Annotated in this window: 22 protein-coding genes; 6 read left to right on the top strand and 16 right to left on the bottom strand. The window is 70.9% G+C overall.

The genetic code is table 11. The annotated features are described in order from the left end of the window. Positions 1 to 7 precede the first annotated feature (7 nt). From UG56_RS08975 to UG56_RS08965, 3 genes are read right to left on the bottom strand one after another with little or no spacing between them, the layout of a single operon-like run. The gene (locus UG56_RS08975) at positions 8 to 871 is read right to left on the bottom strand and encodes a TlyA family RNA methyltransferase (protein WP_071326972.1); all 864 of its coding nucleotides are present in this window, start codon (positions 869 to 871) and stop codon (positions 8 to 10) included. 11 nt (positions 872 to 882) lie between these two features. Further along, positions 883 to 1,149, bottom strand: a complete 267-nt coding sequence (locus UG56_RS08970) for a hypothetical protein (protein ID WP_045549945.1) — start codon at positions 1,147 to 1,149, stop codon at positions 883 to 885. Continuing rightward, on the bottom strand, positions 1,146 to 2,195 hold the full coding sequence (locus tag UG56_RS08965; protein ID WP_045549944.1) for an HAD-IIA family hydrolase: 1,050 nt from the start codon (positions 2,193 to 2,195) through the stop codon (positions 1,146 to 1,148). The genes UG56_RS08970 and UG56_RS08965 overlap by 4 nt, the downstream gene beginning before the upstream one ends. A 65-nt stretch (positions 2,196 to 2,260) precedes the next feature. Here UG56_RS08965 and UG56_RS08960 point away from each other — a divergent pair, with 65 nt between their 5' ends. Continuing rightward, positions 2,261 to 3,421, top strand: a complete 1,161-nt coding sequence (locus UG56_RS08960; protein ID WP_084100763.1) for a DUF1015 family protein — start codon at positions 2,261 to 2,263, stop codon at positions 3,419 to 3,421. On the opposite strand, the gene UG56_RS08955 is transcribed toward UG56_RS08960, so the two are convergent. After that, positions 3,418 to 3,837 (bottom strand): single-stranded DNA-binding protein, encoded by a 420-nt coding sequence (locus UG56_RS08955; protein WP_052693796.1) that lies wholly within the window; start codon positions 3,835 to 3,837, stop codon positions 3,418 to 3,420. The two genes, UG56_RS08960 and UG56_RS08955, sit on opposite strands and share 4 nt — an antisense overlap. A 102-nt stretch (positions 3,838 to 3,939) precedes the next feature. Then, complete coding sequence (locus UG56_RS08950; RefSeq protein WP_045549942.1) at positions 3,940 to 5,118, bottom strand: epoxide hydrolase family protein; 1,179 nt, start codon at positions 5,116 to 5,118, stop codon at positions 3,940 to 3,942. Between the two features lie 116 nt (positions 5,119 to 5,234). Here UG56_RS08950 and UG56_RS08945 point away from each other — a divergent pair, with 116 nt between their 5' ends. Continuing rightward, a complete protein-coding gene (locus UG56_RS08945; RefSeq protein ID WP_045549941.1) occupies positions 5,235 to 5,840 on the top strand; it encodes a TetR/AcrR family transcriptional regulator in 606 nt (201 codons plus the stop codon). Positions 5,841 to 5,890: 50 nt separating this feature from the next. Here UG56_RS08945 and UG56_RS08940 read toward each other — a convergent pair whose 3' ends face one another. Genes UG56_RS08940 through argC form a run of 9 tightly spaced genes read right to left on the bottom strand, consistent with a single transcriptional unit; the run spans position 5,891 to position 14,434 of the window. Beyond that, positions 5,891 to 6,460 (bottom strand): DNA-3-methyladenine glycosylase, encoded by a 570-nt coding sequence (locus tag UG56_RS08940; protein ID WP_045549940.1) that lies wholly within the window; start codon positions 6,458 to 6,460, stop codon positions 5,891 to 5,893. After that, positions 6,460 to 7,881 (bottom strand): argininosuccinate lyase, encoded by a 1,422-nt coding sequence (gene argH, locus UG56_RS08935; protein ID WP_045549939.1) that lies wholly within the window; start codon positions 7,879 to 7,881, stop codon positions 6,460 to 6,462. The genes UG56_RS08940 and argH overlap by 1 nt, the downstream gene beginning before the upstream one ends. After that, positions 7,878 to 8,348 (bottom strand): NUDIX hydrolase, encoded by a 471-nt coding sequence (locus UG56_RS08930; RefSeq protein WP_045549938.1) that lies wholly within the window; start codon positions 8,346 to 8,348, stop codon positions 7,878 to 7,880. Before UG56_RS08930 ends, argH begins: the two co-directional genes overlap by 4 nt. Beyond that, positions 8,348 to 9,805, bottom strand: coding sequence for an argininosuccinate synthase (gene argG, locus UG56_RS08925; RefSeq protein WP_045549937.1), 1,458 nt, complete (start codon positions 9,803 to 9,805; stop codon positions 8,348 to 8,350). Before argG ends, UG56_RS08930 begins: the two co-directional genes overlap by 1 nt. 25 nt (positions 9,806 to 9,830) lie before the next feature. Further along, positions 9,831 to 10,358 (bottom strand): arginine repressor, encoded by a 528-nt coding sequence (locus UG56_RS08920; protein WP_045549936.1) that lies wholly within the window; start codon positions 10,356 to 10,358, stop codon positions 9,831 to 9,833. Further along, on the bottom strand, positions 10,355 to 11,278 hold the full coding sequence (gene argF / locus UG56_RS08915; RefSeq protein WP_045549935.1) for an ornithine carbamoyltransferase: 924 nt from the start codon (positions 11,276 to 11,278) through the stop codon (positions 10,355 to 10,357). Before argF ends, UG56_RS08920 begins: the two co-directional genes overlap by 4 nt. Then, positions 11,275 to 12,465, bottom strand: a complete 1,191-nt coding sequence (locus UG56_RS08910) for an acetylornithine transaminase (RefSeq protein WP_045549934.1) — start codon at positions 12,463 to 12,465, stop codon at positions 11,275 to 11,277. Before UG56_RS08910 ends, argF begins: the two co-directional genes overlap by 4 nt. Further along, complete coding sequence (gene argB / locus UG56_RS08905) at positions 12,462 to 13,406, bottom strand: acetylglutamate kinase (RefSeq protein WP_045549933.1); 945 nt, start codon at positions 13,404 to 13,406, stop codon at positions 12,462 to 12,464. The genes UG56_RS08910 and argB overlap by 4 nt, the downstream gene beginning before the upstream one ends. After that, positions 13,403 to 14,434, bottom strand: coding sequence for an N-acetyl-gamma-glutamyl-phosphate reductase (gene argC, locus UG56_RS08900; RefSeq protein WP_045549932.1), 1,032 nt, complete (start codon positions 14,432 to 14,434; stop codon positions 13,403 to 13,405). Before argC ends, argB begins: the two co-directional genes overlap by 4 nt. A 114-nt stretch (positions 14,435 to 14,548) precedes the next feature. On the opposite strand from argC, the gene UG56_RS08895 reads away from it, so the two are divergent. The 4 genes from UG56_RS08895 (at position 14,549) to UG56_RS08880 (ending at position 17,851) form a co-directional block, all read left to right on the top strand. Further along, on the top strand, positions 14,549 to 15,379 hold the full coding sequence (locus UG56_RS08895) for a maleylpyruvate isomerase family mycothiol-dependent enzyme (protein ID WP_045549931.1): 831 nt from the start codon (positions 14,549 to 14,551) through the stop codon (positions 15,377 to 15,379). Between the two features lie 19 nt (positions 15,380 to 15,398). Continuing rightward, positions 15,399 to 15,953, top strand: coding sequence for a TIGR00730 family Rossman fold protein (locus tag UG56_RS08890; RefSeq protein WP_045549930.1), 555 nt, complete (start codon positions 15,399 to 15,401; stop codon positions 15,951 to 15,953). Between the two features lie 67 nt (positions 15,954 to 16,020). Continuing rightward, positions 16,021 to 17,031, top strand: coding sequence for a daunorubicin resistance protein DrrA family ABC transporter ATP-binding protein (locus tag UG56_RS08885; protein WP_045549929.1), 1,011 nt, complete (start codon positions 16,021 to 16,023; stop codon positions 17,029 to 17,031). Between the two features lies 1 nt (position 17,032). Then, positions 17,033 to 17,851, top strand: coding sequence for an ABC transporter permease (locus UG56_RS08880; protein ID WP_045549928.1), 819 nt, complete (start codon positions 17,033 to 17,035; stop codon positions 17,849 to 17,851). On the opposite strand, the gene UG56_RS08875 is transcribed toward UG56_RS08880, so the two are convergent. Next, positions 17,848 to 20,841: an ATP-binding protein gene (locus tag UG56_RS08875; RefSeq protein WP_218145171.1), complete on the bottom strand. Its 2,994-nt coding sequence runs from the start codon at positions 20,839 to 20,841 to the stop codon at positions 17,848 to 17,850. The two genes, UG56_RS08880 and UG56_RS08875, sit on opposite strands and share 4 nt — an antisense overlap. Positions 20,842 to 20,992: 151 nt before the next feature. Beyond that, the gene (locus UG56_RS08870) at positions 20,993 to 22,111 is read right to left on the bottom strand and encodes an FAD-dependent monooxygenase (RefSeq protein WP_045552118.1); all 1,119 of its coding nucleotides are present in this window, start codon (positions 22,109 to 22,111) and stop codon (positions 20,993 to 20,995) included. Positions 22,112 to 22,126 lie beyond the last annotated feature (15 nt).

The following is a 22,126-nucleotide window of genomic DNA, read 5'->3' as shown; positions in this document are numbered from 1 at the left end:
GCGTCGGTCACGGATCAACCTTCTCAGACGGCACCGACACAACCCCGGTGGCGGGGCTCTCCAGGCCGCGCTGCTCGCGCACGGCCTGCTCGATCTCGTCCTCGGTGACGGTCGCCTCGCCGCGACGGAGCCACAGGAAGAACTCGACGTTGCCCGACGGGCCCGGGAGCGGGCTGGTCGTGACCGCACGGGCACCCCAGCCACGGCGTGCGGCGGCCGCGGCGACGGCGTTGACGGCCTCGGCGCGCAGCGCCGGGTCACGGACGACGCCGCCCTTGCCGACGCGGTCCTTGCCGACCTCGAACTGGGGCTTGACCATCAGCGCGAGGTCGCCGTCGGGGCTGGTGACCCGGATCAGCGCGTCCAGGACGAGCTCGAGGGAGATGAAGGAGAGGTCGCCGACGACGACGTCGACGGGCTCGCCGACCAGGTCGAGGGAGAGGTCGCGGATGTTGGTGCGGTCGTGGACGATCACCCGCTCGTCCTGCTGCAGCCGCCAGGCGAGCTGGCCGTAGCCCACGTCGACGGCGACGACCTGTCGGGCCTCATTGCGCAGCAGTACGTCCGTGAACCCGCCCGTCGACGCGCCGGCGTCCAGGCAGCGGCGGCCCGCGACCGAGAGTCCGAGCGGCTTGAAGGCGGCGAGTGCTCCGGCGAGCTTGTGGCCGCCCCGGGAGACGAAGTCGGGACGGTCGGGGTCCTCGGTCACCACGATGGCGACGTCGGTGGTGACGCCGGTGGCCGGCTTGGTGGCCCTGTTTCCCGAGACCGTGACCCGGCCGGCGGCGATCAGCTCGCTGGCGTGCTCGCGGGATCGGGCCAGCTTGCGCCGGACCAGCTCGGCGTCGAGACGCAGGCGGCGAGGAGGCATGCGCTCGCCTCTCAGGGCTGGTCGGTCGGCTGCGGCTCGCCGGACGCCGCGGCGATCCGGGCCATCGCGTCGTGGGCCCCGGTGTCGGGGTCCAGGGCGCGGCGCAGCTCGGTGTGGGCGGCCTCGAAGACGCCGACGTGCTCGGTCAGCGGCAGCTCGTCGAGCCGGTCGAGCGTCTCGAGGACCGCGTCGACGCGCGCGACACCGGTGTGCGGCGCGCTGCCCGCGCCACCCAGCCCGGCCGGGGCCGGGGTCTCGTCGAAATGCTGCTCGCTCATGAGGCCGAGACTACCGTCCCGCCGCCGGCATCCGGGCGAGGCGGCACGGCCTGTGCGCCGATCGTGACCACCGACCCGGAGGCGTCGAGGTGGGCCCAGGCACTGGCCGCGGCGACCCGCCACCAGTCGTCGGTGTGCCCCTCGCCGGTGACGTACAGCTCCCCGTCGCGTACCTCTGCCGTCCAGCCGCCGAGTCGCGCGGTGGTGTCGTCGGTCTCCGGGGCGGAGTGGGTCTCGAGCAGCCCGCCGAGGTCGGAGGAGATGTAGGACGGTCGTCGCTGCGGCTCGGCCGCCACCAGGTCCACGAGATGCGTGACGCCGGTGAGCACCAGCAGCGTGTCGATGCCGGTGTTGTGGCCGCCCTCGATGTCGGTGTCGAGCCGGTCGCCGACCATAAGCGGGTGCTCGGCCCCGGTGCGCCGGATGGTCTCCTCGAGCAAGGGCCGCGACGGCTTGCCGGCCACGACCGGCTCGACGCCGGAGAAGCGGCGCAGGGTGTCGACCAGGACACCGTGGCCCGGCGCGATCCCGTAGGCCGCGGGGAAGGTCATGTCGGTGTTGCTGGCGACCCAGAAGAGCCCGTCCTTGATCCGGACGGCCGCGCGGAGGATGTCCTTCCACAGCAGCTCCGGGTTGTAGCCCGTCACGATCGCCTCGGCGTCCTCGTCGACGGCCACCGGCACCAGACCGGCGGCCTCGAGCGGCTCGCGCAGGCCGGCGGCGCCCAGGTTGACCACCTTCGCACCCGGAGCCAGCCGCTCGGCGAGGACGTGAGCGGCGGCCTGGGCCGAGGTGACCACGTCCTCGGCAGTCGCCTCGATCCCCAGGTCGCGGATGTTCGCGGCGACCTTGGCCGGAGTCCTGGCCGCGTTGTTGGTGATGAACGCCACGTGCAGGCCGGCCTCGCGTGCGGCGGCGAGCGACTCGGGCGCGCGCGGGACCGCGGCGCCACCGATGTAGACCACTCCGTCGAGGTCGAGCATCGCCACGTCGTAGACGGAGGTGAGCGGCTGTTCTGAGCCCTTCAACTGATGGCCGGTCAGCACACGGAGTTCCTTACTCTGAGTCGGGGGTTCGGCGAATGGCACCAGTGTGACCCTACGATGTGCGGATGGACGATACGGGTGTGGTCAGGGCGCCGTACCTCGGGCGTCCGCTGCGCCTGGAGCCATTTCGAGCGCTCTCGTTGGCGCCGTCGCGGATCGGGGACCCGACCTCGGCGCGGCTCTACTCCCGCCCCTATCGCGGGGTCGCCTCCCGGATCAGCTCCTGGCTGGCGCGCGGCGATCTTCGTGAGCACCGGGACCTCGCGCTCTACCTCCACGAGTACACCGCTGCCGGGATCGTCGTGCGTGGCGTCGTCGGGATCCTCGACGTCTCCCACCGCACCGACGACCCTGGTGAGGCCGCGGTCCTCCCCCACGAGGGCGTACGCACCGCGCAGGCCGAGCAGCTCGCCTCCCGGATGCGCCAGATGCGGGTGCACCCGGCGCCGATCCTGCTCACCTACCATGCGCCCGACGGCGTCTCCGCGCTGCTCGACCGGGTGCAGAGCGGCCCTCCCGAGGAGCAGTACGACGACCACGGCGGCCAGCACCATCGTGTCTGGACGATCACGGACGAGGCGCTGATCGCGCAGTTGCGTGAGGCATGGTCGTCCCAGCAGGCGCTGATCGCCGACGGACACCACCGCTACGCGGCGTACGCCGAGCTCCAGGGGCTCGCCGAGCCCGGGGACGCGGCTGCGACGGACTTCGGCCTGGCGATGCTCATCGACCAGGACGACACGCCGTTGCAGCTCGGCGCGATCCACCGGGTGCTCCCCGGGGTGAACCTGCGCGACCTACGGGCCGCGGCAGAATCCGTCGGCGCCGAGTGGACCGCGGGCAGTCGCGACGCCGCGCTGGGCAGGCTCGGGCCCGGTGTGATCGTGCTCAGTGACGGCCGTGGCTGGGCCACGCTCGACTTCGACACCTCCGCGGGTCCGATCACCGGCGACGTCGGCTATCTGCACGACCGGGTCCTTCCGGCGCTGAGCCGGCAGCCGTCGCGGGTGCTGCACGCGCACCAGGTCGATGCCGCCCTCAAGCGGGCCCGCCCGGGTCGCGACGTCGCGGTCCTGCTGTCGGCGCCGACGTTCGACACCATCCTCTCCTCCGCCTCGATCGGGCAGCTGCTCCCGGAGAAGGCCACCTCCTTCCAGCCGAAGCCCCACCCCGGAGTGCTCATCCGGCTTCTCGATGCCGCGCGCCTGGAGAAGTCGCGTCATTAGCTGGCCTGCCTGGCTGCGGCGGCGGCACGGCTCACCCGCCTCGCCGACAGCACCTCCACCTCGGTCATCGACTGCAGCCGACCGCCGGTCTTGAAGAACCGGCGGCGCAGCGCGCCGTTGACCTCGATCACGTCTCCGACCTGCCAGGTCATCGCCGCCCGGCGAACTCGGGCCACCCAGGTGTGACACTCGAGCGCGTCGATCTGCACCCGGCTCCCCCGGCGTTTGTCGCGTGGCCTGTTCACGACCACCCGGAACGCGGTGAGCTGGTCGCCGCTCGGCAGCTCCCTCTCCTCCGCGGCCAGCGAGAGCCGGCCGATCAGCCGCACCTCGTTGACCGTCGCCAGCCCGCCGGCCGGTCCCATCCGTTCACCATCGTCCGGCGATGGCTCCTTCTCTACCCGTGCGACCGTCATCTCGATCACCTCCGACCACCATCCTGTTCGGGGGCGCCGACAGTTCTGCCCGAGCCCGCTGGGCCTGTGGAGAACCTCGGTCCGAACAGGGCCTGTGGATGGTCATCGGCCCGTTCGAGGAGCTCTGAGCGGCCGCAGGCCGGCGCGGATCTCGTCGACCAGGATGTCCGGCTGCTCGAGGGCGGCGAAGTGACCGCCCTCGTCGGCCTCGGCGTAGTGGATCAGGTCGGTGTACTTGTCTTCGATCCAGGTGCGCGGCAACACGGGGATGTCCTTGGGGAACACCGTCACCGCGACCGGCAGCGTGAGGGTGGGACCGGCCATGGTCGCAGCACGGTTCTCCCAGTAGATGCGTGCCGAGGACGCGGCGGTGTTGGTGAACCAGTACAACGAGATGGTGTCGAGGATGGTGTCGAGATCGATCGCGTCCTCGGCGAGGCCTCGGTTGTCGGTCTTGGACTGGAACTTCTCGTAGATCCACGCCGCCTGGCCGGCGGGCGAGTCGGCGAGGGCGAATCCAGGGGTCTGGGGCCTCGTTCCCTGGAGGTGGTTCGACCCGCCGAGAGGGCCACCGTAGAGGGCGAGGGTGTCCACGGCGTGCTGCTCCTCCGGCGAGAGGTTCTCGGGGATCGTCTCGGGGAACGCGTACGGGGTGTTGAGATGGATGCCGAGCAGTCCGTCGGGCCGAAGGTTCGCGAGCGCGGTCGTCACGACGGAGCCCCAGTCCCCGCCCTGAGCAGCCCAGCGGGTGTATCCGAGCCGACGCATGAGCTCCGCCCACGCCCGAGCGATGCGCTCGACGTTCCAACCGGTGCTCGTCGGCTTGCCGGACCACGCGAACCCGGGCAAGGACGGGATCACGACATCGAAGGCGTCGGCGGCACGGCCTCCGTGCGCCACCGGGTCGGTGAGCGGGCCGATCAGCCGCAGGAAGTCCAGGACCGAGCCGGGCCAGCCGTGGGTCAGGATCAGCGGCATCGCGTTCGGGTGGCTCGATGCGACGTGGATGAAATGGATGTCGAGACCGTCGATCCGCGTCAGGAACTGCGGATAACGGTTCAGCGCGGCCTCCAACCGACGCCAGTCGTAGTCGTGCTCCCAGTAGCGGATCAGTCTCCTGGCGTGCTCCAGCCGCACTCCCTGCGACCAGTCGGCGACGGTCTCCCGATCCGGCCAGCGGGTCCGGGCGAGCCGGGACTTCAGGTCGTCGATGTCGGCATCGGGGATCGCCGCGGCGAAGGGCCGGATGGCGTCGGATGCGACAGCGGGTGTTTCGGTCACGATGCGTCTCCTCGGTGGCGGCTTCCACCGCACAGCTCTTCCGATGCACACCGGTGTGCAATGACATTCACCGATGACCGTACTCCGCTGCACATGACTGTGCAATGATTCAAGGCATGGCGACTCAGACGGCCCGCGAGCTGGCGATGGAGGAGACTCGAGCGCGCATCATCGACGTCGCCCGCGAGCTGCTGGGGCAGCGTCCGGACGCGGGGATGGGGGACGTCGCGGCTGCCGCGGGCGTGGTGCGACGGACGGTGTACGGACACTTTCCCGCGCGAAACGACCTGGTGCGAACGCTCGCCGAGCAGGCGGCGGGCGAGATCGCTGCCGTGCTGGAAGACGTCGACGTGGCCGAGACGCCGGCGGACGAGGCCTGGGCGCGGTTCGTTCATCGGTTGTGGCCCTTGGCGCACCGATACCGGGTGCTGCTCGCGCTGCGCCGGGGCGAGTACGGCGACGAGATCCATGAGCTGCTGGGCTCCGTCGACGCGATGCTCGCGACCCTGATCCGGCGAGGGCAGAACGCCGGCGCGTTCGGAACCCATCTGCCTCCGGACGCTCTTGGGCGGATCGGCTATTCGGCGGTGTTCGCGATCGCCGACGATCGGCACGGCGATCCCGCACTCGACGTCCGTGCAGCCGCCATCACGAGCCTCCTCGTGCTCGGCGTGTCGGCCGAGCGCGCCCACAGCCTGGCCGACACATCCCTCTCCGACTGAGCACACAAGCGGCGCCACGCACCCCGGTGGTCCTCATCGGTGGAACGGGATCAGAGAGCCTTCGCCGGCCGGTAGCGCGAGACCGTCGGGTCGCCCGAGACCCAGAACCGCCACGGCCGCTCCGGGGCGAGGCGCAGCCCGACCCGCGGCCCGGCGGCCACCTCGATCCCCGCCCAGGTCTCGGCCGGAGCCAGATCGAGCTCGAAGTCGCTGGTCCCGTTCATGCTGAGGTCGATCCCCAGCGCCGAGGCGAGCCTTGCCGGGCCCCGGGCGAGATCCACGTCGCGTACGGATCCACGACGTTCCCGCACGATCTCGATCCCGTCGACGATCTCGCCGGCACGCAGCAGGATCCCGCCGGGCTCGCCCTCCGGGTGGCAGACGAGGTTGGCGCAGTAGTGCATGCCGTAGGTGAAGTAGACGTAGAGCCGTCCCGGCGGCCCGAACATCACCCGGTTGCGGTTCGTCTCGCCCCGGAAGGCGTGCGAGCCGGGGTCGTCGGCCGCGTACGCCTCCACCTCGGTGAGCCGCACCTTGACCCCGTCGAACGACAGCGTCGCCCCGAGGAGCCGCGGAGCGGTCACCTCGGGGCGCTGGTGCAACAGGTCCGTGAGCAGCACTACGACGGACGGAACCCGGCTGCCTTGGCGCGGAGCTCGACGAGCTGCTCGGCGACCCGGTCGGGAGCCGTGCCGCCACGACCGTCGCGCGAGGAGACCGATCCCTCGATCGTCAACACCAGGCGTACGTCCGGAGTCAGCGCCGGCGAGATCGTCGCGAACTCCTCGTCGGTGAGCGCGTCCAGCTCCACGCCTCGCTTCTCCGCCGCCTGGACGCAGGCACCGGCGAGCTCGTGGGCGATCCGGAACGGGGTGCCCTGCCGGACCAGCCACTCGGCGATGTCGGTGGCCAGCGAGAAGCCCTGCGGGGCGAGCTCGGCCATCCGCTCGGTGTTGTAGACCAGCGTGGCGACCTGCCCGGTGAAGGCCGGGAGCAGCACCTCGAGGGTGTCCAGGGAGTCGAAGACCGGCTCCTTGTCCTCCTGCAGGTCACGGTTGTAGGCCAGCGGGAGCGCCTTCAGCGTCGTCAGCAGCCCGGTCAGGTTGCCGACCAGGCGTCCGGCCTTGCCGCGGGCGAGCTCGGAGATGTCCGGGTTCTTCTTCTGCGGCATGATCGACGACCCGGTCGACCAGGAGTCGTGCAGCGTGACGAAGTCGAACTCCTTGGTCGCCCACAGGATGATCTCCTCGGCGATCCGGCTGATGTCGACACCGATCTGGGCGCACACGTAGGCGAACTCAGCGACGAAGTCGCGCGAGGCGGTCCCGTCGATCGAGTTGGCGCTGGAACCGGTGAAGCCGAGCTCGGCGGCCACCAGCTCGGGGTCGAGTCCGAGCGACTGCCCGGCGAGCGCCCCGGACCCGTAGGGCGAGTCGCACACGACCCGCGCCTGCCAGTCGCTGAGCCGGTCGACGTCGCGCAGCAGCGACCAGGCGTGGGCCATCAGGTGATGCGAGAGCAGCACCGGCTGGGCGTGCTGAAGATGCGTACGTCCCGGCATGATCGCGCCCATGTTCTCGTCCGCCTGCGTGGCGAGCGCCTCGATCAGGTCGAGCACGAGTCCTCGCAGCACCCGCTCGTGGTCGAGCAGGTAGCTGCGGAAGAGGGTCGCGATCTGGTCGTTGCGGGAGCGCCCGGCGCGCAGCTTGCCGCCGATCTCCGGCCCGATCTCCTCGATCAAAAGCCGCTCCAGCGCGCCGTGCACGTCCTCGTCAGACTCGGCCGGGAGCAGCCGGCCGGCGGTGAACCGGTCGGCGAGGACGTCCAGACCCCGGTGGATCTCGTTCTCCTCGTCACCGGTGAGCAGCCCGGCCGCCCCCAGCGCCTTGGCGTGGGCGTGCGACCCGGCGATGTCGTAGAGCGCCAGCCGCCAGTCGAACTGCGTCGAGCGCGAGAGCGCCTCGAGCTCGGGCGAGGGGCCACCGGCGAACCGGCCGCCCCAGAGCTTGCCCTCGTTGGTGGTGTTGGCGGGCGTGGTCACGACTCTCCTCGTACGGCTTTGATAGCGATCTCCATGATGTCAGGAAGTGCACCGGGAGCTCCGGTGCCCTCGGCGCGGAGCTTGTCTGGCGTCCACCAGCCAGCTTGGACCACCGACTCGACCTCGATCGGCTCCAGGTTGGCGAAGCTGATCTCGACCTCACGATCGAGGGCAAGGCTGTAGTAGACGTTGTACCCGCTGTAGTCGACGCCGTTCCAGGTGAACTCGTCCTCGTGGGTCTGGACTGGGCCGATCAGCGTCTCGGGCGACACCCGGACACCGGCCTCCTCCCACAGCTCCCGCACGGCTGCGCCTAGTGGGTCTTCGCCCGGATCGATGGCGCCACCGATGCTCGTCCAGTAGGCGCCACGCGCGGGGTTGCCCGGATCGGTGTCCTGGAGGAGCAGCACCTCACCGTCGGCACTGACCGGGAGAACCCGCGCGGACTTGCGATGGACGCGCGCCATCAGTCGTTCCCAGCCTCCAGCGCTGCCTCGTCGAGGATCGACTCGTCCAGGACCGCCGGCTGGGCGGGAAGAGAGTCGGCGGGCTTGCCGTCGGCGGTCGCGATGCGGTCGAAGCCGCCCGCGGGCAGCTCACCGAAGAGGGTGCCGTTCTCGACCAGGACGGTGCCCTGGTCGAGCGGGTGGCCGGCGTAGATCTCGAGCTTGGAGCGCGAGTCGGCGATGTCGAGGTTGCGCATGGTGAGCTGGCCGATGCGGTCGACGGGGCCGAAGGCGGCGTTCTCGACACGCTCCATGGAGAGCTTCTCCGGGTGGTAGGAGAAGTGGGAGCCCTCGGTGTTGAGGATCGTGTAGTCCTCGCCGCGGCGCAGCCGCAGGGTGACGGTGCCGGAGACCAGCGAGGCGATCCAGCGCTGGATCGACTCGCGCAGCATGAGCGCCTGCGGGTCGAGCCAGCGGCCCTCGTAGAGCAGCCGGCCGAGCTTGCGGCCCTCGTTGTAGTAGTTGGACATGGTGTCCTCGTTGTGCACCGCGTTGAGCAGCCGCTCGTAGGCCGCCCACAGCAGCGCCATGCCGGGCGCCTCGTAGATGCCACGGGACTTGGCCTCGATGATCCGGTTCTCGATCTGGTCGGACATGCCCAGGCCGTGGCGGCCGCCGATCGCGTTGGCCTCGTAGACCAGCTCGACGGCAGAGGCGAAGGACTTGCCGTTGATGGCCACCGGACGACCCTCGACGAACGAGATGGAGACGTCCTCGGTCTCGATGGCGACCGAGGGGTCCCAGAACTTCACGCCCATGATCGGCTCGACGGTCTCCAGCGAGACGTCGAGGTGCTCGAGGGTCTTGGCCTCGTGGGTGGCGCCCCAGATGTTGGCGTCGGTGGAGTAGGCCTTCTCGGTGGAGTCGCGATAGGGCAGGTTGTGGGCGACCAGCCACTCCGACATCTCGTGGCGGCCACCGAGCTCGTGGACGAAGTCGGCGTCGAGCCAGGGCTTGTAGATGCGCAGCTCGGGGTTGGCCATCAGGCCGTAGCGGTAGAACCGCTCGATGTCGTTGCCCTTGAAGGTCGACCCGTCGCCCCAGATGTTGACGTTGTCGGCCTGCATGGCGCGTACGAGCATCGTGCCGGTGACGGCCCGGCCCAAGGGCGTCGTGTTGAAGTAGGCACGGCCGCCGGAGCGGATGTGGAAGGCGCCGCAGGCGAGCGCGGCCAGACCCTCCTCGACGAGCTGGGGCTTGATGTCGATGGCGCGGGCGATCTCCGCGCCGTAGGCCATCGCACGGTCCGGTACGCCGGAGATGTCGGGCTCGTCGTACTGCCCGATGTCGGCGGTGTAGGTGCACGGAACCGCACCCTTGTCGCGCATCCAGGCGACCGCCACGGAGGTGTCGAGACCTCCGGAGAAGGCGATGCCGACGCGCTCACCCTTGGGAAGGGAGGTCAGGACCTTGCTCACGAGATGTTGCTCCTTGCTCTGAAACTTACGGAATGTCTGTGGTCTTGCCGGCGAGGTCGAGGAAGCGGCTGACGAGCGCCGCTCCGCCCTTGGGCTCGCGGCCGATGACGAGCACGGTGTCGTCGCCGGCGATGGTGCCGAGGATGTCGGGATATTCGGCCCGGTCGATCGCGGAGGCGAAGTACTGGGCTCCGCCCGCAGGCGTACGCAGCACCACCAGGTTCGCACTCCCGTCGGCGCTCACCAACAGCTCTCGGGCGAGTCGGCCGAGCTTGCTGCGTCCGCTGGCCGACTCCCCCGGGGCCACCGCGGTGCGGTCACCGCCCTCGCCGGGAACCGCGTAGACCAGCGCACCGGACGGCGCGCGCACCTTCACCGCGTCGAGCTCGTCCAGATCGCGCGACAGCGTCGCCTGGGTGACGTTGACCCCGTGGGCCAGCAGCGCCTCGGAGAGCTCGGTCTGCGACCGGATCTCGGTGTTCCAGATGATGTCGACGATCAGGGACTGCCGCGCTCCCTTGGTCGCGGGCCGGTGAGTCTCGTTGGCCGTCATCGTCGCTCCCACAGGAACGCCAGGATCGCCTTCTGGGCGTGGCGCCGGTTCTCGGCCTCGTCCCACACCAGGCTCCGCGGACCGTCGAGCACCTCGACCTCGATCTCCTTGCCGCGGTAGGCGGGCAGGCAGTGCAGCACGACCGCGTCGGCGTCGGCGTGGCCGAGCAGGTCGGTGGTGAGCGCGTAGGGCGAGAACACCTCGACCCGGGCGGCCGCCTCGCTCTCCTTGCCCATCGAGACCCAGGTGTCGGTGATGAGTACGTCGGCCCCGGCTGCCGCCGCGACCGGGTCCGAGGTCACGGTGACCGAGCCGCCGGTCTCCTCGGCGATCTCCTTCGCCCTGACCAGCACCTCCGCGTCGGGGGCGTAGCCCTCCGGGGCGCCGAACCGGACGTGCATCCCGGCGATCGCGCCGGCCAGCGCCCAGGAGTTGCCCATGTTGCAGGCCGCGTCGCCGAGGAACGCCGCGGTCAGACCGGCCAGCGTTCCCTTGTGCTCCCTCAGCGTCTGCAGGTCGGCGAGCAGCTGGCAGGGGTGGAACTCGTCGGTGAGCGCGTTGACGACCGGGACGCCGGCGTGGGCGGCCATCTCCTCGAGGTCGGCCTGTGCGAACGTACGCCACACGATCTCGCCCGCCTGCCGGCCGAGCACCCGGGCGACGTCGGCGACCGACTCCCGCTCGCCGATCCCGGCCAGGCGGCCGTCGACGAGCATCGAGTGGCCGCCGAGCTCGGCGATCCCGGAGGAGAACGACGCCTGCGTGCGCAGGGTCGGCTTGTCGTAGATCGTGGCCACGGTCACCGGACCGGCGAGCGGCTTGGCCGCGTAGGGGTCCTGCTTCATCGCCGCCGCGAGCGCCAGCACCTCGGCCTGCTCGGCAGGGTTGAGGTCATCGTCGCGCAGGAAGTGTCTGGTCATCTCGTCCCCTCCGCTTGGTTGAGGATGGCCGGCCACGCGGCCAGCAGCGCCTCGGCGTCGTCCTCGGTGAGGACGAGCGGCGGGACGATCCGGATCCGCTCGGGGGTGGCGTTGTTGAGGATGAAGCCCGCCTCGAGAGCGGCCGCGGCGACCGCGCCCGAGTCGAGGTCGGACAGGACCACGCCGATGAAGAGGCCATCGCCGTCGACACGGGCGACCCGCGGGTCGGCGGCGAGCCCGTCGCGCAGCTTCTGGCCGAGCACGGTGACGTGCTCGAGCAGGCCCTCGGACTCGATGGTCTCGATGACGGCGAGGCCCGCGGCGCAGGCGACCGGGTTGCCGCCGAAGGTGGTGCCGTGGTTGCCGGGCTCGAAGAGCGACGCCGCCCGGCCCAGACCGATGCAGGCGCCGATCGGGAAGCCGCCGCCGAGGCCCTTGGCGAGGGTGACGATGTCGGCGGTGATGCCGGAGGTCTCGTGGGCGAACCAGCGGCCGGTGCGGCCGAGGCCGGACTGGATCTCGTCGAGCCACAGCAGCGCGCCGTGCTCGTCGGCCACGGCCCGCGCGGCGGCCAGGTAGTCGGCGGGCGGGACGATGACGCCGGCCTCGCCCTGGGTCGGCTCGAGGATGATCGCCGCGGTCTCGTCGGTGACAGCAGCCGCCAGCGCCGAGGCGTCGCCGTAGGGCACGAAGGTGACCTCGCCCGGCAGCGGCTCGAACGGCGCCCGGTAGGCCTCCTTGGCGGTCAGCGCCAGGGCACCCATCGAGCGGCCGTGGAACGCGCCCTGGGCGGCCACGATGTGGGTGCGGCCGGTGCGCCGGGTCAGCTTGAAGCCGGCCTCGTTGGCCTCCGTGCCGGAGTTGGTGAAGAAGACCCGGCCGCTCTCGCCCCCGGGGACCCGGGCGAGCAGCGCCTCGGCCAGCTCGACCTGCGGGTGGGAGGTGAAGAAGTTGGAGACGTGCCCGAGGGTCTCCATCTGGGAGGTCACCGCGGAGACCAGCGCCGGGTGGGCGTGGCCCAGGGCGTTCACCGCGATGCCGGCCAGCAGGTCGACGTACTCCTTGCCGTTCTCGTCCCACACGTGGGCGCCCTCGCCTCGGGTGAGGACCAGCTTGGGGGCGCCGAAGGTGTTCATCAGGGAGGCGGCGTAGCGCTTCTCCCAAGAATCGGGCACAGTCGTGCTCATCGGTCCAGCTCCCTTGCCTTGCGGGTCTTGGTGGAGACGCCGGGGAGCACCTGGGTGCCGACTCCCTCGGCGGTGAACAGCTCGAGCAGCACGGCGTGCTGCTCGCGGCCGTCGACGACGGTGGCGCGCTTGACGCCGCCCTTGACCGCCTCGAGACAGGCGCTCATCTTCGGGATCATCCCGCTGGCGAGGTCGGGCAGGATGCCTTCGAGGGCCTCCGGGCTGATCTCGCCGATGACCTCCTCGGGGTCGGGCCAGTCGAGGTAGAGACCCTCGACGTCGGTCAGGACCAGCAACTTCTCGGCCTCCAGCGCGATCGCGAGGGCCGAGGCGGCGCGGTCGGCGTTGACGTTGTAGATCACGCCGTCGGCGTCCGGGGCGACGCTGGAGACCACCGGGATCCGGCCGGCCTCGATGATGTCGAGGACAGCTGCGGGCAGTACGTCGACGACCTCGCCGACCTGGCCGAGGTCGATCTCCTCGCCGTCGATGACGGTGCTGGCCGGCTCGGCGGTGAAGAGCCCGGCGTCCTCGCCGGAGAGCCCGACCGCGAGCGGGCCGTGCTCGTTGATCAGCCCGACGAGCTCGCGCTGGACCTGGCCGACCAGGACCATCCGGACGACGTCCATGGCCTCAGGGGTGGTCACCCGCAGCCCGCCGCGGAACTCGGACTCGATGCCGAGCCGGTCGAGCATGCTGGAGATCTGCGGGCCGCCACCGTGGACGACGACCGGCTTGAAGCCGGCGAACCGCATGAACGCGATGTCCTCGGCGAAGGCGCGCTTGAGCTTGTCGTCGGTCATGGCGTTGCCGCCGTACTTCACCACGACGATCTTGCCGTGGTACTCCTTCAGCCACGGCAGGGCGCCGGCGAGGGTGCGTGCCTTGGCGGGGTCGGGGCGACCCGGCTCGTGCGAGACGGTCTCCAGGTCGAGGTTCACGGCGCCACTCCGACCGTGGTCAGCCCGGCGGTCTCCTCGAGACCGAGCGCGAGGTTCATGCACTGGATCGCTCCCCCGGCGGTGCCCTTGGCGAGGTTGTCCTCGGCACCGACGACCACCAGCCGCCCGGCGGCCTCGTCGACGGCCACCTGGAGGAGGACCGCGTTGGAGCCGAGCACCGCCTGCGTCTGCGGCCACTGGCCCTCGGGAAGCAGGTGGACGAAGGGCTCGTCCGCGTACGCCTTCTCGTAGACGGCGCGCGCGTCGGCAGCCGTCACGTCGCCGGTGAGCTTGGCCGAGCAGGTGGCCAGGATGCCGCGCGGCATCGGCACCAGGACCGGGGTGAAGGAGACCGACACCTCGCCGTCGACCAGCGCGGAGAGGTTCTGGATGATCTCGGGGGTGTGCCGGTGGACGCCGCCGACGCCGTAGGCGCTCACGTTGCCCATGAGCTCGGCACCGATCAGGTGCGGCTTGGACGACTTCCCGGCGCCGCTGGCGCCGGTGGCCGCGACCACGACGACCTCGGGCTCGACGATGCCTTCCTCCACGGCCGGGGCCAGCGCCAGGGTGGAGACGGTCGGGAAGCAGCCCGGCACCGCGATCCGGTTGGCCGCGGAGAGGGCGGCCCGCTGCCCGGGCAGCTCGGGAAGGCCGTAGGGCCAGGTGCCGGCGTGGTCGGTGCCGTAGAACTTCGTCCACGTCTCGGCGTCGGCGAGCCGGTAGTCGGCGCCGCAGTCGATCACCACGACGTCGTCGGGAAGCCCGGCCGCGATCGCCCCGGACTCGCCGTGCGGCAGCGCCAGGAAGACGACGTCGTGACCGGCCAGGGTCTTGGCGTTGGTCGGCTCGAGGACTCGGTCGGCGAGCGGGAGCAGGTGGGGCTGGAGGCTCCCCAGGGTCTTGCCCGCGCTGGAGGCGGCGGTCAGGGCGCCGATCTCCACCTCGGGGTGGGCCAGCAGCAGCCTGAGCAGCTCACCTCCGGCATATCCACTGGCACCGGCGACGGCGACGCGCTTCTTCGTCATGTGTATGAACATACGTCACCCTGCATGTATGTCGCAAAGCGTGTTCGCCCGCTGAGACGGCGCCAGGAGAAACCCGGAGGAAAGCTTCCGGCGCCGACGCCTAGTGTTCGCTCCATGACGACTCGCCTCACCCCCACCGCCTACCTCGACCACATCCGGTCCGAGTCGGCGCGTTTCCGTGCCGTGCTCGCGGACACGGATCCCACCGCCACGGTGCCCAGCGCTCCGGAGTGGACCGCCGCCGACCTGCTGTGGCACGTCGCCGGCGTGGTGCAGCACTTCTGGACCTTCGTCCTCGAGACCAGGCCGGCCGAGCCGACCGACGAGACCTACACCGAGCGGGAAAAGCCCGCGGACGCGACGTACGAGGAACTTCTCGCCTACTTCGACGAGGTCAACGCCCGCTTCATCAAGACCCTGGAGCAGATCGCGCCCGAGGAGCCCGCCTGGTCCTGGTCGCAGGACCAGACCGCCGGATTCACCTACCGGCGCCAGGCCCACGAGATCCTCATCCACCGTCTCGACGCCGAGCTCACCGCCGGCACCGTGACGCCGCTGGACCCGGCCCTCGCCGCCGATGGCGTCGACGAGATCCTCGACCTCTTCTACGGCGGCAAGCCGACCTGGGGCAGCTTCGAGGGCAAGAACCAGTTCGTACGCATCGACGCCACCGACACCGACACCGACACCCGGACCTGGGTCGAGATCGGCCTGTTCAGCGGCACCAGGCCCGACGGCGACAGGCTCGAGAACGAGCCCGACATCAAGGTGGCGGCAGCCGGCTCCATCCCGCCGGGCACCGAGCCGGACGCGGTGGTCGAGGGCACGGCGGACGACCTCGACGCCTGGCTCTGGCGCCGGCGTGACGACGCCGGCATCACCGTCACCGGCGATGACGACGTCTATCGGCAGTTCCGCGCGTTGACCGACCAGGAGATCTCCTGAGAGGGCTAACCTTCGCCGCATGATCAAGCACCTGGCGGTCTTTCTCGGCTCCCGCGACGGCAACGACCCGGCGCTCGGGGAGTCGGCCTACGAGGTCGGCGCGGGATTGGCCGAGCGCGGCATCGAGCTGGTCTACGGCGCCGGTGGCGGCGGCCTCATGGGCCAGATCTCCCAGGGTGCCATCGACGCCAACGGCAGGGTCTTCGGCGTGATCCCGCGATTCATGGTCGAGCGTGAATGGGGTCGCGTCGAAGGCGCGCCGGGGATGCAGACGGTCGTGGTCGACACCATGCACGAGCGCAAGGCCATGATGGCCGAGCGCGCCGAGGCGTTCCTCGCCCTTCCCGGCGGGATCGGCACCCTCGAGGAGCTCTTCGAGGTGTGGACCTGGCAGACCCTGTCGCTGCACGGCAAGCCGGTCGGTCTCCTCAACATCAACGGGTTCTGGGACCCGCTCGTGGAGATGATGGAGCGTATCGCCGAGGCGGGGTTCCTGCACGGCTCCCCCGCCGAGACGCTGGTGGTCGGCGACGACCTCGACGACGTCCTCGCCCGGCTCGACGCCGCCCGCTGACACCCGCTCGTCGATCGTGAAACCGTCGTGAAGGCGCCGTGAAACCGGCACCCCTCACCGTGGAAGCATGACAACCACCACCGAACTGGCCGTATCGGCCTCAGGTCTGGTCAAGACCTTCGGCGACTTCACCGCGGTCGACGGGATCGACCTCGAGATCCGCCGCGGCGAGGTCTTCGGCGTGCTGGGCCCCAACGGCGCCGGCAAGACCACGACCCTCAAGATGCTCGCGACCCTGCTCCCGATCGACGCCGGCAAGGCGGAGATCTTCGGGGTCGACGTCAAGGCGCACCCCCACCAGGTGCGTCAGCTCGTCGGCGTGACGGGGCAGTACGCCTCCGTCGACGAGAACCTCACCGCCACCGAGAACCTGGTCCTCTTCGGCCGCCTGCTGGGCATGTCCGGCAAGGATGCCCGGGCCGCCTCGGAGGAGCTGCTGGAGTCCTTCGGGCTCCAGGAGGCCGCCAAGCGGCAGATCTCGAAGTTCTCCGGCGGCATGCGCCGGCGCCTCGATCTGGCCGCCTCGCTGCTGTCCCGCCCGCCGCTGATCTTCCTGGACGAGCCGACCACCGGCCTGGACCCGCGCACCCGCGGCCAGATGTGGGACACCATCCGTACGCTCGTGGCCGGCGGCTCCACCGTCCTGCTGACCACGCAGTACCTCGACGAGGCCGACCAACTCGCCGACCGGATCGCGGTCATCGACCGCGGCGTCAAGGTCGCCGAGGGCACCTCGGAGGAGCTCAAGACCTCCGTGGGCAACTCCACCCTGCACCTGCGCCTGAGCGACAAGGCGCAGGTCGCCACCGCCGCGGCCGTGGTCGAGAAGGTCACCGGCGAGCGCCCCGTGCTCACTCCCGAGGCGGGCGGCGTCAACGTACCGCTGGCCGATGCCGACCGGGCCGCCGACGTGCTGATCGGCCTGCGCCACGCCGGCATCTCGATCACCACCGCCAACGTGCAGCAGCCGACCCTGGACGAGGTCTTCCTCGCCCTGACCGGCCACGGCACCGAGAACCCGGAGAACCCCGACCGCACCGACATCCGCACCGACATCCGCACCGAGGAGGTGGCCTGAGATGGCTGCACTGATCTCGACGTACGCCGTCGCCGACCGCCCGCTCAAGACCCACCCCGGCGTCGGCGAGACGATCGCCCAGACGTTCACCATGGCCCGGCGCGCACTGATCAAGATGATGCGCAACCCCGAGCAGTTCTTCGACGTCACGATCCAGCCGCTGCTGTTCACGGCGATGTTCGCCTACATCTTCGGCGGCGCGATCTCCGGTGACGTGAAGGCGTACCTGCCCACCATCATCACCGGCATCCTCGCCCAGACCGCGCTGACCGCCTCGATGGCCCGCGGCACCCAGCTGCGCGAGGACATGGACAAGGGCGTCTTCGACCGGTTCAAGGCGCTCCCGATCGCCCGGATCGCGCCGCTGGCCGGGCCGGCCGTCGCCGACCTGCTCCGCTACGGGATCGCGGCGACGCTGACGATCCTGGTCGGCCTGCTGATGGGCTACCGCCCCGGTGGCGGCGTCGGCGGCGTGCTCGCCGGCTGGGCGCTGACCATCTTCGCCGGCTGGTCGCTGAGCTGGATCTTCACCTGGCTCGGCACGGTCCTGAAGACCGCGGGCGGAGTGCAGGGGCTGGGCATGATGATCATGTTCCCGCTGACCTTCCTCTCCCCCGCGTTCGTGCCGAAGGAGACCATGCCGAGCTGGCTGCAGCACTTCGTCGACGTCAATCCGGTCACGCTGGTAATCAACGCCACCCGCGACCTGATGAACGCCGGCGACCTCACCCTGAGTGTCGTGTGGGCGCTGGTCGGGTGCGTCGTGGTCGTCGCGATCTTCGCGCCGATCTCGGTGTGGAGCTACAGCAAGAAGCTCTAGCTGCCAGGAGCCACGCGCGCGATGACGCCGCGGGCCTCGTCCAGCAGGGCGAGCCCGCGGCGTTCGCCGTACTCCTGCGAGACGCGTTCGAGTACGCCGGGCGCGAGCCGCTCCGCATCGGCGACCGCGAGCTCCCAGCGCATGTCGAGGAAGGAGCGGGAGTAGCCGAACCGGTCGCCCAGCACCATCAGCCGCACCGACTCCTCCCGCGGCAGCGCCTCGCGCAGCAGACCCCAGACGCCGAGCGCGAGCAGCAGCATGCCGGTGACGGGATAGTCCTGGGATCTGCGCTCCTCGGCGACCAGGCGCGGGGCCTTGTCGATCAGGACGGCGAAGAGGTCGGCACCGTCGGTGCCCTCGCCGTGCCGGGCGCAGCTGACCACGGCGACCGCCTCCGCCGCGACCCGCCACGGCACCAGGTCGGGGTCGTCGGTGAACCCGGGGAACGGCAGCTCACCCATCGTCGCCACCACGTCACGCAGCAGCGCCAGGCCTTCCCCGGTCCTCCCCTGGGCGAGGAGGAGCTGGGCACGGGCGCCGTGGACCGCGCCCCGGGAGCCGAAGCCGCCGCGGGGCTGCTCCTCGGAGAGCTCGGCGAGGATCTCGGCGGCCTCCTCGAGGCGGCCCCGCTCCACGGCGTACGCCACCAGGATCGCGTGGGTCTGGACGAGGTCGTCGTCGGCACCGAGGCGGCGCAGGACCGGGACGGCCTCGCGGGCATGGTCCGCGGCCTCGCCGAGACGGCCGACCTGGGCGTAGAGGCCACTGAGCTGGGCGTGCAGCATCGCGCGCGGCCAGAGTCCGCCGCCGGTGCCGGTGAGGCGCAGCGCCTCCTGCCCCGCGGCCAGCGCGCCCTCGGGGTCACCGAGGTTCTCCCGTTCGTGGCTGAGGAAGGTGTAGGCACGAGCGCGCACCTCGGGATCGGGGTCGGTGATCAGGTCCGTCAGCTCGTCCTCGAGCCGCCGGCCGGGCTCGCCCACACCCGTCCGGGCGACGCTGGCTGCCATCGCCCGCATCACCTTGAGCATCACCCGCAGCTGCGGGTCGGCGGCCTCCGCGCCGATCCGGTCGAGGGTCGTCATCAGCCGCTGCAGGCCCGAGCCGCCGGTGACGGCGACACCGAAGAGAAGCAGTGCCAGCACGAGCCGGGTCTTCTCCAGCATCTCCGCCGGCGGCTCCCACTCGGCGAGCAGATCGCCGACCGGTCCGGCGAGCATGATCACCCGCTGGTGCTCGCCCGCGATGGTCCAGAAGACCCCCAGCGCACAGAAGAGCCGGATGACCGACTCGGCGTCGTCGTCGGCCAGGACCTGGCGCAGGATGTCGGCGAGGTTGCTCTCCTCCGCGCGCAGCTCGTCCATGGCGTCGAACTGCTCCGAGGAGTAGATCCGACCGGCGCTCGTGTCGGCGTAGTCGGCGGCCCAGGTCCGCTGCGCCGCGCGGGCCGCGACCTCCTCCCCGGCGGCGATCAGCTGCATCCGGCCGAACTCGCGGACGGTCTCGAGCATGCGGTAGCGGAAGCCCAGCGGTGCATCGACGACCGTCAGCAGGGACTGGTCGACGAGCTCCTCGATCGCGGCGAACGTGTCGGCGCCGAGCATCGCCTCGGCGGCCGCGAGGGTGAACCCGTCGTGGAAGACCGAGAGCCAGCGCATCGCCCGCCGCTCGCGCTCGGCGAGGAGGTTCCAGGACCAGTCGATGACCGCGACCAGGGTCTGATGACGGTCGGGCGCGTTGCGGTCACCGCCGCGCAGCAGCTCGAACCGGTTCTCCAGCCGCCGGGCGATGTCCTCGACCGACATCGCCCGCACCTTGACCGCGGCCAGCTCGATCGCCAGCGGCAGACCGTCGAGCCGGGTCACGATCTCGTCGACCCGCCCCTCGTCGAGGTGGACACCCGGTCGCGCCGCGACCGCGCGGCGGCGGAACAGCTCGCTGCCGTCGTACGTCCCGAGCCGGCCGAGCGGGTAGACCCGCTCCGCCCCGACGGCGAGCGGGCTGCGGGAGGTGGTCAGCACGGTCAGGTCGCGGACGGTCGCGACCAGGAAGGCGACCAGGTCGGCGACGGCGGCCACGATGTGCTCGCAGTTGTCGAGCACGAGCAGGGTGGGCACACCGTCGAGCTGCTGCGCGATCCGCGAGCGCACGTCGGCCCGCTGCTCGGGGGTGAGCCGGTCGCGCCCGGCGATCGAGTCGCGGACGCCGAGCGCCGAGCCGACCTCGCTGACCAGGTCGTCGGGGGCGGTCACGCCGACCAGCTCGACGAAGTGGACGACCGGCTGCTCGGCGTCGTGGGCGATCACCTGGGCGAGGCTGGTCTTGCCGAGCCCGCCGGGGCCGAGGATCGTGACCACCCGCGAGCTCTTCAGCAGGGCGGAGACCTCGGCGGTGTCCTGCTCGCGCCCGATCAGCACGTCGGTGTCGTGGCGCAGCCCCGAGCGCACCGGCCGGTCGCGGGCGAGCAGCTCGGCGTGGACCGCCCGCAGCCGCGGGCTCGGGTCGACACCGAGCCCCTCGGCCAGCCCGGACCGGTAGCTCTCGAAGCGCTCCAGCGCCGCCGGCACGCCGTGCACCGCCGCGACCGCCCGGAGCAGCGCCTCGGTGACCTCCTCGCCGGGGTCGAGGCGGTCCAGCCGCTCGAGCAGCGGGAGCGCCTCGGCATAGCGCTTCTCCGCGGCCAGCCTCAGTGCCTCCGGGCGCAGCGACCAGGCGTCGACCTCGCCGGGGCCGAGGCCGAGGCGGTAGCCCCGTGGCGTACGTTCGATCGCGTCGGCCGCGGTGGCCGTCCGGGCTCGGGAGACGACCACCTGGAGCGCCTTGGACGGGTTGGCGGGAACGTCGTCGAGACCCCAGATCTCCTCGACCAGGGCCTCCTCGGACGCACCCCGCGGACCGGCCTCGACGAGGGCGCGCAACAGCGCCCGGGTCCGCTCGCCGGCCACCGGCAGCCCCGCCCAGGTCACCTCGTCCAGCACACTCAGCGTCGTCACAGCCGCCATTCTGTCATAGCGATATATCGCGTACGTACGGGATAAATCTCAGCCTTCCGACGCGCCGCCCGGCCTGTAACACGTCGTTCGTAGGACTGCTCGCCCCATTAGATAGGGCGAGCAGTCCTACGAACAACGTGTTACCCGCCTTCTAGCCGACCGCATCCAGCTCGATCAAACTCTTGACGGCATCCAGCCGACGCGTCGACTCCTCGGGGTCGACCGTCTGGCGGTCGATGAGGGCGAGCTCCTGGTTGGCCTCGACGAAGGGCCGCATCCGCTTCTCGTAGCGAAGGTACGCCTCGGCATGGTCACCGGCACGCCCGAGCTCGAGGGCGAGCACGTAGGCGCCGACGAGCGCGAGGCTGGTGCCCTGACCCGAGAGCGGGGCGGCGCAGTGGGCGGCGTCGCCGAGGAGGACGGTGCGGCCGCGGGACCAGGCGTCCATCGTGATCTGGGCCATCGAGTCGAAGTAGAAGTCCTCGGCGGTCCACATCCGCTCGACGAGCTGGGGCACCTCCCACCCGAAGCCGGTCAGGTGCTCGGCCACGAGCCGCTTCTGCGCCTCGATGTCGCGATGGTCGTAGTCGATGGGGTCAGCCGCGAAGCCCAGGAAGATCCGCAGCTCCTGGTTGTCGCGCACGGTCATCACCGCACCACCGTCGCGACCGTTGTTGATCCAGGTCTGCCAGCGGTCCATGCCGAGGAAGTTGGGCTGGCTGAACACCGACAGGTAGGTGCCGAGGTGGTGGATGTAGTCGGCCTCGGGGCCGAAGACGAGGCGGCGGGTGTTGGAGTGGAGACCGTCGGCGCCGACGACGAGGTCGAAGCGGCGCGGGCCGGCGTGCTCGAACTCGACCAGCACGCCGTCGGCGTCCTCACGGATCGCGGTGATCGAGTCGCCGAAGAGGTGCTCGACCCCGTCGAGACGCGCATGGACGAGGTCGACGAGGTCCTCACGGAGGATCTCGATGTCCTCGGAGTCGAGCTGCCCCGAGGAGAGCGCGAACTCCTCCGAGCGCATCAGCTCGTTGCCGTCGGCGTCGAGCATGTTCATGCCGAGGGACTCGTTCCTCAACGCCCGGGCCTGCGCTTCGAGCCCCATCCGGCGCAGGACGGTGAGCGCGGCGCCGCGTACGTCGACGGCCTGGCCGCCCCGTCGTAGCGCGGGCGCCCGCTCGACGACGACAGGGGTCAGGCCCTGCTCGCGGAGCCAGAAGGCGAGAGCGGTGCCGGCGACACTGGCGCCGGAGATGAGAACGGTGGTCATGAGGTAAGCCTTCCG

The sequence above is a fragment of the Nocardioides luteus genome, from assembly GCF_000960475.2.
GTDB lineage: Bacteria > Actinomycetota > Actinomycetes > Propionibacteriales > Nocardioidaceae > Nocardioides > Nocardioides luteus_A.
This window is presented reverse-complemented; position numbering and strand designations above follow the sequence as displayed.

What these genes read in the sequence shown, in the direction of transcription:
- UG56_RS08975 (WP_071326972.1), bottom strand. Translation starts at nt 871, where the DNA reads ATGCCTCCTCGCCGCCTGCGTCTCGACGCCGAGCTGGTCCGGCGCAAG.
- UG56_RS08970 (WP_045549945.1), bottom strand. Translation starts at nt 1,149, where the DNA reads ATGAGCGAGCAGCATTTCGACGAGACCCCGGCCCCGGCCGGGCTGGGT.
- UG56_RS08960 (WP_084100763.1), top strand. Translation starts at nt 2,261, where the DNA reads ATGGACGATACGGGTGTGGTCAGGGCGCCGTACCTCGGGCGTCCGCTG.
- UG56_RS08955 (WP_052693796.1), bottom strand. Translation starts at nt 3,837, where the DNA reads ATGACGGTCGCACGGGTAGAGAAGGAGCCATCGCCGGACGATGGTGAA.
- UG56_RS08945 (WP_045549941.1), top strand. Translation starts at nt 5,235, where the DNA reads ATGGCGACTCAGACGGCCCGCGAGCTGGCGATGGAGGAGACTCGAGCG.
- UG56_RS08930 (WP_045549938.1), bottom strand. Translation starts at nt 8,348, where the DNA reads ATGGCGCGCGTCCATCGCAAGTCCGCGCGGGTTCTCCCGGTCAGTGCC.
- UG56_RS08920 (WP_045549936.1), bottom strand. Translation starts at nt 10,358, where the DNA reads ATGACGGCCAACGAGACTCACCGGCCCGCGACCAAGGGAGCGCGGCAG.
- argF (WP_045549935.1), bottom strand. Translation starts at nt 11,278, where the DNA reads ATGACCAGACACTTCCTGCGCGACGATGACCTCAACCCTGCCGAGCAG.
- UG56_RS08910 (WP_045549934.1), bottom strand. Translation starts at nt 12,465, where the DNA reads ATGAGCACGACTGTGCCCGATTCTTGGGAGAAGCGCTACGCCGCCTCC.
- argC (WP_045549932.1), bottom strand. Translation starts at nt 14,434, where the DNA reads ATGACGAAGAAGCGCGTCGCCGTCGCCGGTGCCAGTGGATATGCCGGA.
- UG56_RS08895 (WP_045549931.1), top strand. Translation starts at nt 14,549, where the DNA reads ATGACGACTCGCCTCACCCCCACCGCCTACCTCGACCACATCCGGTCC.
- UG56_RS08890 (WP_045549930.1), top strand. Translation starts at nt 15,399, where the DNA reads ATGATCAAGCACCTGGCGGTCTTTCTCGGCTCCCGCGACGGCAACGAC.
- UG56_RS08885 (WP_045549929.1), top strand. Translation starts at nt 16,021, where the DNA reads ATGACAACCACCACCGAACTGGCCGTATCGGCCTCAGGTCTGGTCAAG.
- UG56_RS08880 (WP_045549928.1), top strand. Translation starts at nt 17,033, where the DNA reads ATGGCTGCACTGATCTCGACGTACGCCGTCGCCGACCGCCCGCTCAAG.
- UG56_RS08870 (WP_045552118.1), bottom strand. Translation starts at nt 22,111, where the DNA reads ATGACCACCGTTCTCATCTCCGGCGCCAGTGTCGCCGGCACCGCTCTC.